Annotated in this window: 5 protein-coding genes and 1 CRISPR repeat array; of the genes, 4 read left to right on the forward strand and 1 reads right to left on the reverse strand. The window is 39.5% G+C overall.

Translation table 11 applies throughout. The features are described from left to right. Both F960_RS22660 and F960_RS09680 read left to right on the forward strand, forming a co-directional pair. A partial coding sequence (locus tag F960_RS22660) for an Ig-like domain-containing protein (RefSeq protein ID WP_004863307.1) occupies positions 1-4,197 on the forward strand: 4,197 nt, incomplete at its 5' end. 181 nt (positions 4,198-4,378) lie between these two features. Then, positions 4,379-5,314 carry a hypothetical protein gene (locus tag F960_RS09680; protein ID WP_004863311.1) on the forward strand — a complete coding sequence of 312 codons (936 nt, stop codon included), beginning with the start codon at positions 4,379-4,381 and terminating at the stop codon, positions 5,312-5,314. 38 nt (positions 5,315-5,352) lie between these two features. On the opposite strand, the gene F960_RS09685 is transcribed toward F960_RS09680, so the two are convergent. Next, complete coding sequence (locus tag F960_RS09685) at positions 5,353-5,733, reverse strand: MerR family transcriptional regulator (protein WP_004863313.1); 381 nt, start codon at positions 5,731-5,733, stop codon at positions 5,353-5,355. 82 nt (positions 5,734-5,815) lie between these two features. Here F960_RS09685 and F960_RS09690 point away from each other — a divergent pair, with 82 nt between their 5' ends. Further along, a complete protein-coding gene (locus F960_RS09690; protein WP_004863317.1) occupies positions 5,816-8,905 on the forward strand; it encodes a heavy metal translocating P-type ATPase in 3,090 nt (1,029 codons plus the stop codon). A gap of 365 nt (positions 8,906-9,270) precedes the next feature. Beyond that, positions 9,271-10,443, forward strand: coding sequence for a putative solute-binding protein (locus F960_RS09695; protein ID WP_373429850.1), 1,173 nt, complete (start codon positions 9,271-9,273; stop codon positions 10,441-10,443). Between the two features lie 86 nt (positions 10,444-10,529). Then, a CRISPR array of direct repeats spans positions 10,530-11,337; the repeat unit is 28 nt; unit sequence CTTCTAAACCATCTAAGCGATGGTGAAC. Positions 11,338-11,356: the final 19 nt, after the last annotated feature.

The raw sequence follows: 11,356 nt of genomic DNA on the forward strand, positions 1-11,356 counted from the left end.
CCAGAAGCATTACCAGAGGGTGAATTCACAGTAACAGGTGTAGTGACTGATCCTGCGGGTAATCCGTCTGAACCAGCGTCAGATACAGGCACGATTGATACGGTTCCACCAAGCTTGACCATCACTGTTCCAGAATTGGGCAATGACAATACGCCAACTATCAGTGGCACCAGTGATGCGCCTGAAGGCAGTGAAGTGGTCATCACCATCACCGACAAAGATGGCAACACGCAAACTGTAACCACGAAAGTGGATGGTGAAGGCAACTACAAGGTTGATGTTCCAGAAGCCTTACCAGAGGGTGAATTCACAGTAACAGGTGTCGTGACTGATCCTGCGGGTAATCCGTCTGAACCAGCGTTAGATACAGGCACGATTGATACCGTTCCACCAAGCTTGACCATCACTGTTCCAGAATTGGGCAATGACAATACGCCAACCATCAGTGGCACCAGTGATGCGCCAGAAGGCAGTGAAGTGGTCATCACCATCACCGACAAAGATGGCAACACCCAAACAGTAACCACGAAAGTGGATGGTGAAGGCAACTACAAGGTTGATGTACCAGAAGCATTACCTGATGGTGAATTCACAGTAACAGGTGTGGTGAAAGACCCTGCGGGTAACAGCACAACGAGTACGGATAAAGGTACAGTTGATACGGTTCCACCAGTAATTGAGATTACAGGTCCAATCGCTGGAGACGATGTGATCAGTCAAGTTGAATCAGGTAATCCTTTAGAGATTTCAGGTACAACAACGGCTGAAAATGGTCAGATCGTGACAGTCACTTTAGATGGCAACACCTATACAGCAACTGTTACAGATGGTGCATGGTCATTGACTGTTCCTGAGGAAGATGTACAGGGCTTATCGCAAGGTGACCTCAAAATTAGCGCTGATGTATCGGATAAAGCGGGTAATCCTGCAAATGATACACATGACATTTTTGTGGATACATTGCCACCAGTAATTGACTCTGTAGATGCAGAGACTGATGAAGATGAGACTGTAGTATTTACTTGGGAAAACTTTGGTATTACTGATGCAAATACTGATGTAACTAAGCTTATTGTTTCGATTACTACATTACCTACAGATGGTGTTTTATATCTAAATGGTGAGGCTGTAACGCTCGGTACGACGATGAGCTATGACGACATCCAAGCAGGACGTTTGACCTATGTTCCAAATCACAATATTTCATCTGATGTAGCTGGTCGACCATTGACCAATATTGGCTTTAGTGTCAGTGATGGTGTTAATGAATCTACGGGTTCAGTAGATATCGTGATTAATGCGGTTGCTGATGCTCCAACAATTGATTTCTCTGAAGTTACTTTGGTTGAACCATCATTAGGATTGTTAGAAACATCGATTTACTATGGTGCATTTACAGGTTTGGGTTCTGGTGGATCTGGTATTACTTATGCACAATTCAATGCAAGTTTTGGTTCTCAAAAGGATGCCACCTATCAGGGTACATTTAGTACCGATAGTATTAACAGTGCTAATGCTTCGAATCGCGATAATATCTTGAAGCAATATGAAACTACGTTGGAAAGTAATGCTAAAGTTAAAGCGTATCTAGACCAAGGCTATACCATTAAGAGCTTTACTCGTATACAAAATGGTAGTGGCTATGACCTAGTCGCTGGAAATAATACAGGCTTCTATGTAGTTGTAACGAATGGAACTAAAGATGTAAATGTAACAGTATCCTTACCAACTTATACCACTGTTGCTGAGACCAAAGGGATTATCTACCTCGAAGCAGGTCAAACTTATACCTTTAGTGGTACATTTGATGATAGCGCGGGTATTTTCATTGGTGCAGGTACATCCGTGACAGACTCTACCACTGGTAAAACTGTGACAGGTGGAGACGGTGCTTGGTTTAAAGGATACGGTACGACCTCTAAATTTGTATTTACTGTTGAAGAAGATGGTTATTACGATTTCAGATTTGTAACGCATAACCAATCTGGTCCGGGTGGCTATGTTCTAACCTTGAACGGTAAAGAACTCAATTCTGATAATTTCACTCTGTTCCCAACACCAGAGTCATTGATTGAAGCGGCACAAGCGGATTCAAATTCTGACAAGATCCGTATTGAATACTTTACTGATCCAACAACAGGTACTGGACATTACAAACTCTACAATGCCAATGAAGGTGTGACTGGTAAATATGTTCCACTCAATGCGATCAATGTTCAGCTTACTGATACTGATGGTTCTGAAAGTATTAGTAGCGTGACATTGTCAGGTATTCCAGCAGGTGTAACGATCACAGATGGTAATCACATTATCGTTTCTGATGGTGTAACGCCGATCGATGTAAGTAAGTGGAACCTAGATGATTTACGCGTCAATAGTGATGTTGCGCAAGAGTTTGATATCACTGTAACTGCGACTTCAACTGAACAATCAAATCAAGATTCTGCTAGCTCTACTGGCAAAATCCATGTTTCGATTGAAGAAGGTGCAAATGGTGAGGTGATCTATCCAACCGATACGACAGCACCTACTTTAGATGCGATCTCTGTGTATGACGATGGTCGAGTTACTTTCGAATTCTCTGAACAAGTGAAATACTTTGACGAGGGTGACATTAAAGTCACTGGCGGCACGCTCAAAGCTGGCAGCTTAGTAGACAATGGCGATGGTACTTGGTCAGCGGAAATCATTCCAGATGCTGATGCGACAGAAATTACCGTTGATGTTGAAAATAATTCTTATACCGATCTTGCAGGCAATTTCGGTACAGGAAATACAGGTTCAGTAACTGTTACTCCACCTGCAACATCTCATGCTCCAAGCATTGATTTTGAAATCAACTCATATACTGAAGTATCTACCAATGGCGACTTAAATGGTGGTCGTGAATGGAATGGTAGTAGCTATAATGGAAGTTGGACGATTAATAACCCTGGATCTATCAATGATATGAAAGGGGCGATTGGTTTTGATGCTGATAATGGTAACGCTATCGTTTCACAAACGATCAATACTGCATTGCCTGAAAATGCCAAATTGTTGATCGATTTAGGTTGGAATAACGGTTGGGTTCCTGACGGTGGTTCGGTCGCTACAGCAACATTCTCATTTGCAGGAGTTGATGTTTTAAAAGTTGAAACAACAGAAGGCAAAGCTGGAGCATTAACTTATGATGCGAATGGTAAAGCAGTCTTAGCAGATGATGTAATGTACGCTACAGTCACAGTAATGAATGGTGCTTCAGTTACAGTGAATGGCGTTACTTATCAAAGCGGCGAGTCATTCCAATTAAAATCTTGGGCACAAATCTTAAATGATACAGATTACCGAAATGATGCTGAATATATGGCTTCACGTTGGACAAGTATCACTGTTGATTTGCCAAGTTCATTACAAGGACAAACAGGTACTCTTGCCGTTTCACTTGTAGGTGGTCAAGATGATATTCAAATTGGCGCGTTGAAAGTTGTCACTGAAAGTGGTGAAAGTAGTATTTCTTCTTCAACAAATGTACCGACAAAAGTGTTTAGTACGATTTCGATTAGTGATACTGATAATGACATCGCTTCAGTTCAACTTAAATTGACTAATTCAACTGATAGTACTTTGACTGTTCAGAAAGATTTATTAACAGATATATTTGATGTTAATTTTGAGAATGGAATCTTAACCATTACTGAGAAATCAGGTGTAGAAGCAACAAATGATGATTGGAATTCTATTCTTGCATCAACCACTTACTTCTCAAGTAACAGCAATGCAAATACCATTACTGTTACGGTTACCGATTCTGAAAATCAAACAGCAAGTAAATCTGTTGATATCAATGGTGGCGTATCGACCTTAACAGCTAAATCAACATTTGCATTGGCTGATAGTACTACTGATGATGTGATCTTCAACTTGTTGAGTGATGACAACACTGGTGGTAATACCGAAACAACAGATGATCACTTTGTGGTTGGTTCGACTCAAACCATTGATGTTTCAGCATTGTTATCAGATGATGCAACACAAACCAATATCGCTGAGTACGTTAGCGTTAACTATGATGCAAATGCTCAAACAGCGACGATTTCGATTGATCGAGATGGCGCTGGTCAAGCATACCAAAATGCAGATTTGTTGATCTTAACCAACCAAAGCAGCAATGTGACTTTGGAACAGTTATTGCAAAACAATCAAATCATCGTTTAATGGATGATTTGATCTTGCAAATGCACTGAGTGAGATAAATAAAAAAGCACCTTTCGAGGTGCTTTTTTTTATCTAAATATTGTATTAATCATTTGAATTGGAAATAGAATTTATAAAGATTTTGCCAAATATCAAAAAATAAGTTCTAATTATTGCCTTAATAATTAAATGAAAAAATAGAATGTTTAATAAAAAATATATTTTGGTCAGCATAAAAAAACTTACAAATGAAGATCAAACAGCAGTACGAGAGTTAAAGATTGATCAGAAAAATATTCGATTTTTCAGAGATGTACTGATGCAACAATTTCGCTTTAGTGAAGTTAAAGGTGGTTGGAATTTAGATTTTTTTATTGATAGTGACTATCAGCAACGTTTGTTTGTCGAATTTGAAGAAGGTGAATGTTCAACTATAAAAAATAGAACAAAAAAATTTAATCAATTAACTCAATTGGCATTTGTTGAAAGTGCTGAGCCACATTTAGATGAATTTTCTTGTGAAATGACTTCTTTGTTGATTCGGGGTAGTAAAGCAATAAAAGTCAAAGATTTATATCAAGCTTCTACACATTGTGGTTATATTGATGGGCGGGGAGCGCAATATATTCATTTAAATAAAAATCCAGAGATCGAAAACTCTTTTGGCAAGAGCCAATTTTTTAGGCATGTGTTATTGCATAGTCTTGCTTATGCGTATTTGATGGTGATGGAACAACTGAGTAATGCGCTTGTTCAAGCAGTTTCTGAACAAAAAAATGAAGATGAATTACGACAAATTTATAAAAAAGTGGTGTTGTTTAATGCCAGATATTTTTTATATCAACCGATTAACTTAGAAGCACCTGCGATGTGCGAAGCATGGAAACGGGTTGATCAAGTTTTAGGAATTAGTCAAACAAATCAAGAACTCATTAAGCAAATAGAAAATGTTCACTATATTTTAAATCTTGAAAATGACAAAAAATTAGCACAAGAAAAAGAAAAAGCTGCCGCAGATATAGAACATCGCAATCATATTGAAAATAAATACAATCAACGCCTAGCCCTTGTCGCGATTTGGATCAGTTTTATAGGATTAATTAGCGTCGTTGATATCATTAAAAATTGGATAAAATAACTCACCAATCCTAAGCTAAACTGATCTTAAAGCGCAGATTAGGCTTCTTTTAGCTCTTTTAAAATCGGGCAGCAATTGTCTGTTGTGGTTTTACATTCATCAACCCATGTCGACAAACGGCTTTTTAAAGCCTTGAGTTCATGGATGCGTTGATCGATTTTTTCCAAGCGTTGCTCGATGACAGAACGGACTTTTTCACGGTCTGAAAGTTGCAATTGGAGTAATTCTTGAATTTCACTCAGTTGCAGGCCTGCATCTTTGGCTTTTTGGATAAAGCTCAATCTTTCAATATCTTGTTCACTATAATAACGATAGTTTGAGTTGCTTTCAGGCACGCGCATTAAGCCGATTCTTTGATAATAACGAATTGTTTCGACATTGAGATGGCATTGTTTGGCAAGTTTTCCGATTGTGATCATAAAAACCTCATAAAAGACTTGACTCTGTACCTAGGTACGGACTTTATTCTAACACAATCAGAAAAGAATATAGGTGAATCAGATGAATGAGCATGAAAAATCTGGCTGCTGTTCGGGGCATGAATCTAAATTGCAATTGGTGAAAACTGATCCAGTTTGTGGGATGACAGTGTCTGAAGATTCTGCGCATTCTTTTGAATATCAAAATAAAAAATATTTGTTTTGCTGTGATGGCTGTAAACAGAAATTTGCACAAAATCCGCAAAGTTTCCTTGAAGATGCAAAACCGGTTCAAGGTTCATCCTGCTGTGGTGGTGCGGAAAATAAAGTAGAAAAAAGTTCATCTTGCTGTGCAGAGGAAAGTCAGGCAACAAAGACTTATATCGATCCTGTTTGTAAAATGACAGTCACAGATTTGAGCAAACCGCATACGGTCTATCAAGGGCAGGATTATTATTTTTGTTGTAACGGTTGCCTTAAAAAATTTGAGGAAAACCCAGCGCAATATCTAGAAAATAATGTGAAAAAATCAGGTTGTGATTGTGGATCTAAAACCAAACAGCCTGTAGTCGATGCGACACATAGTGAAAATGTCGCAAGCCAAGCAAGTTGTTGTGGTGGTCAAAAAAATCATCAACATGCAGTTGAAACGGTGACTGATCCTGTATGTGGAATGCAAGTCAAAACTGATTCAAAATATCAAACAAGATATCAGGAGCAAAACTATTATTTTTGCTCAGAAAAATGCCTAAATAAATTTGAAGCTGATCCGACTGCTTTTCTGCAAACAAAGGCGAGTGAGTCTTGCTGTGGTACTCAAAAAGTAGCTCAAGCTGTCAAAGCGGAAACAGTCTCAGCTTGCTGTGGAGGCGGACATGATCATCAGCATCATTCACATGCAGATGCAAATACGGCAATTGATCCTGTTTGTGGTATGTCCGTAGATAAAGGCACAAATTTAAAAACAGAGTATCAGGGTGAAAGTTATTATTTCTGCAACCCTTCATGTTTGGAGAAGTTTAAAAAAGATCCCGAACCGTATTTGATCCCAATCGATCAACGTGCTCAACCCGAAGGTATGGATGATGTGTTATTTACCTGCCCGATGGACCCTGAAATCGTACAAAAAGGTCCGGGAACGTGCCCTATCTGTGGTATGGCTCTTGAGCCGATGCAACCGAGTTTGGATGAGGGACCTAATCCCGAATTGGTCGACTTTTCTAACCGTTTCTGGAAGACCTTGCCCCTAACTTTGATTGTGTTTGTTTTGGCAATGGGGTCACATATTCATGCGTTTATTCCACAGCATATCCAACCATGGATTGAATTGGTGTTGTCGATTCCTGTGGTGTTATGGGCAGGTTGGCCATTTTTACAACGTTGCTGGACTTCGTATAAAACGTGGCATCTCAATATGTGGAGTCTGATCGGTGTCGGGATTTTGGCGGCATTTATTTATAGTGTGGTTGCTACGATTTTCCCATCTTTGATTCCAATGGAAGCGAAAACAGGGCATGGCGTCGCTGTGTATTTTGAAGCAGCTTGTATGATTGTATCGCTCAGTTTACTTGGGCAAATCATGGAGTTAAAAGCACGCTCAAAAACAGCCGATTCATTACGTGCATTGTTGAAATTACAACCTTCGACAGCGAAGCGTATTGAAAATGGTCAAGTGGTTGAAGTTGATATTAGCCAAGTCAAAGAAGGGGATATTTTGCAGATCTCCTCAGGCGAGCAAATTCCACTTGATGGTGTCGTTGTCGATGGAAAAACATATATTGATGAATCGATGATGACGGGTGAGCCTGCTGCGGTTAAAAAGGAAAAAGATGACAAAGTGATTGGTGGAACAGTCAATCAACAAGGTTCAATCCGTATCCAAACGACTGCGGTTGGGACTCAAACCACTTTGGCAAAAATGATCCAAACCGTTGCTGATGCACAGCGTTCAAAAGCACCTTTACAACGTATGGCAGATGTCGTCGCCAAATATTTTGTGATGGTGGTACTTGCAATCAGTGTGATTACATTTATTGCGTGGATGGTCTTTGGTAAAGCCAATTTTGATTTGGCATTGATGTGTGCGGTCTCCGTACTGATTATCGCGTGTCCATGTGCACTTGGCTTGGCAACACCGATGTCTGTGATGGCGACTACGGGTCGTGCAGCACAAAAAGGTGTGTTATTTAAAAATGCTGAAGCGATCGAAGCATTAAGCAAAGTCAATGTGGTCATCGTGGATAAAACTGGAACTTTAACAGTTGGTAAACCGAGTGTGTCTGAAATTAAGGTTTTATCGAATACGCTTTCACAGCAACAGGCTGAACAATGGATCGCTTCAGTAGAACAATACTCTACACATCCTATCGCTGAAACACTGACTAAACTTGTTGCAAAAGATCAACTGATCAATGCCACAGATTTTGAAGATGTCACAGGTTTTGGAGTAAAAGCCAAAGTAGCAGATCAAATGCTCTATGTTGGTAGTCAAAAATTGATTACAGAATTGGGCATTGAGTTTGATTTAGCACTCAATCAACAATTGGATCAATTGAGAAATCAGGGTAATGCCATGAGTTTCCTAGCCAACGAACATGAAGTGCTTGCTTATATCGCGATCAAAGATGCGCTTAAAGACAATGCAAAAAGTGTGGTTGAACAGCTTCATGCAGATGGCATCGAAGTGATTATGGCAACTGGTGATCATGAGCAAAATGCCAAATTGGTTGCTGATGAACTGGGAATCAAACATTTTTATGGTAACTGCGATCCAACTGAAAAACTTGAAATCGTCAAACAATACCAAGCACAAGGCAAAGTCGTAGCAATGGCAGGAGATGGGATCAATGATGCACCAGCACTGGCACAAGCTGATGTCGGCATTGCAATGGGCACAGGTACAGATATAGCCAAACAAACAGCGCAAGTAACATTGGTCAAAGGGGATATCCGAGGTGTGGCTGATGCCTTGCATATGGCAAAACAAGGGGTAAAAAATATGAAGCAAAACCTTGGCTTCTCATTTATTTACAATGGTTTGGGTGTACCTGTTGCAGCCGGTATATTTTATCCAATCATGGGCTTGTTGTTGACTCCGATGTTGGCTGCTGTTGCGATGTCTTTGAGTTCACTCTCAGTTGTACTCAACGCATTGCGCCTGAACAAATCCTAAAAATAATTCCTTAGCATTTAACAACAAATGTTGATGAATTATAAATAAAAAACCAACTCAGGGCGGTCAATAGATCGCCCTGAGTTTATCGATATGCAGCATTTTTTTGTCTTAAGTTAAATTAAACGATAAATGGTTGATTTCAAATAAAGCAGAAAAATGAGAAAACTGATTGAAAATAAAAAACTTAAATTTTTCAATGCACAAAATTATCTTTTATGACAAGGCTCTATATTTTAAAGTCAATTCTATTGCTTAAAACTTAAACTATTTTCAATTTACAAGTGACAAGAACAACTCAGCATAGGATGCAGACAAATATGATTACTTTAGGGCAAAAACTATTTTTTGGGGCTTCGTTATTGATGATGTATCAGACGATCTATGCTGCACCTGCGCCTGCAAAATTGGATTTGACACTATCACCGCAATCCACCAATAAAATTAAACAATTGGTCAATGATCCGAAAGTTTGGAAGCAGATTCCATCCAAAGTGGTGTTATGTGTTTATTCTCCAAATGGTGCGAATGGTGAGGCCTTTGAGCAGGCGACCAGTTATATCAGTGAGTTACCGAAAATTACCCAAGTGGCTAAAAATTTTGGGGTCAATATGACATTTCAGCGGCCTTCGAAGTTGCAAATGAATATTGATATGGAATATCCGAAACTTAAACAAAAAGCTTCAACGCAGGTCAATTTAAAAGTCTATACAGATGAGCGGGTACTGACCGAAGACTTTAGAGCTAAGCGTTGTGATGGCGCAGGGATTAGCAATATTCGTGCAAGACAGTTTAACTCGTTTGTTGGCAGTATTGATGCTGTTGGGGCGGTGCAAAACTACAAGCAACTGGCATCTGTGATTCAGCTTTTAGCACGTCCTGAGTTTGACGCGAAAATGGTTAACAAAGACTATGAGGTGGTTGGTGTAGTGCCTTTGGGAGCGGCATATATCATGGTGAATAATCGTCAAATTGATACTTTGGCAAAAGCTGCAGGTAAAAAAGTCGCGGTAATGAATTTTGATGGAACGCAGAAAAAGTTAGTGCAGAATGTTGGTGCACAACCTGTATCTGTCGATTTGACTTCGGTTGGTGGTAAGTTTAACAACAAAGAAGTGGATATCATGGCAGGACCTGCCTTGCTTTTTGATCCTTTAGAACTACATAAGGGAATGGAAGATAAAAATAAAAAAGTGGTTGGTGGGATTATCAAATTTCCAATCGTGCAATTGACAGGTGTTTTGATCATGCATCGTGGCAAATTCCCTGCAGGAATGGGCTCGATTGCCAGAGAGATTATTTCAAAACAATTGACACCTGCATTTCAATTTGTAGATAAACTTGAGCGTGATATACCTGCCAAATATTGGATGGATATTCGTGAAGCGGATAAGCCGGGATATATCAAAATCATGCGAGAAGCTCGTATTCAAATGACCAAAGAGGGGTATTACAATCCTGAAATGATGCGTATTTTAAAGAAAGTTCGTTGCTCTCAAAATCCGAGTAATTTTGAATGTTCTTTAAATGATGAATAAAATCCCAAGATCAAAAGTCAATATTTAGTCTAAAAATAAAGCGTATATCCGAAATGCATTTAGTGATCGGATATATGCTTTATGTTTTTATAAACCATCTAGGCGATGGTGAACGGTACTGCTGCAGGTGTTTTTGTGAAAATGGACTTCTAAACCATCTAAGCGATGGTGAACGTGGCGGTAGACACCGCCTACAGGTTGCTTATCTTCTAAACCATCTAAGCGATGGTGAACACAGATACGATCACTGGACTGGATTGGCTCGACTTCTAAACCATCTAAGCGATGGTGAACAAAGCTGACGGCGTTTATGATTATGTCGTAATCTTCTAAACCATCTAAGCGATGGTGAACATCTATCTTCAATTTCAGTAACTTTTTGCAAACTTCTAAACCATCTAAGCGATGGTGAACGTCGGTTAAGTGGCAAGTTTAAACCTTTTAAACTTCTAAACCATCTAAGCGATGGTGAACTACGTGATACCACGATTCGACATTCGGATCGTCTTCTAAACCATCTAAGCGATGGTGAACTGTATCCACGCTTCTGGTGATCAACACAAAGCCTTCTAAACCATCTAAGCGATGGTGAACGCAAAAAACAGGCTCACAGATTGCCGTGTATTCTTCTAAACCATCTAATCGATGGTGAACAGTTTCCGATCGAGAGAATTGAGCAGCAGATGCTTCTAAACCATCTAATCGATGGTGAACAAGCCCCTGATAAAGTTAAAAAGTTATCAGATCTTCTAAACCATCTAATCGATGGTGAACTCAAAAACCAATACAAAAACTGGTGTCGATTTCTTCTAAACCATCTAATCGATGGTGAACAGAAGCTTGCATCCACAGTGATTAAGTACACCCTTCTAAACCATCTAAGCGATGGGGAACATTTGCCATAATTGTCCGA

The organism is Acinetobacter gerneri DSM 14967 = CIP 107464 = MTCC 9824 (genome assembly GCF_000368565.1).
Lineage (GTDB): Bacteria > Pseudomonadota > Gammaproteobacteria > Pseudomonadales > Moraxellaceae > Acinetobacter > Acinetobacter gerneri.

What these genes read in the sequence shown, in the direction of transcription:
- F960_RS09680 (WP_004863311.1), top strand. Translation starts at nt 4,379, where the DNA reads ATGTTTAATAAAAAATATATTTTGGTCAGCATAAAAAAACTTACAAAT.
- F960_RS09685 (WP_004863313.1), bottom strand. Translation starts at nt 5,733, where the DNA reads ATGATCACAATCGGAAAACTTGCCAAACAATGCCATCTCAATGTCGAA.
- F960_RS09690 (WP_004863317.1), top strand. Translation starts at nt 5,816, where the DNA reads ATGAATGAGCATGAAAAATCTGGCTGCTGTTCGGGGCATGAATCTAAA.
- F960_RS09695 (WP_373429850.1), top strand. Translation starts at nt 9,271, where the DNA reads ATGATGTATCAGACGATCTATGCTGCACCTGCGCCTGCAAAATTGGAT.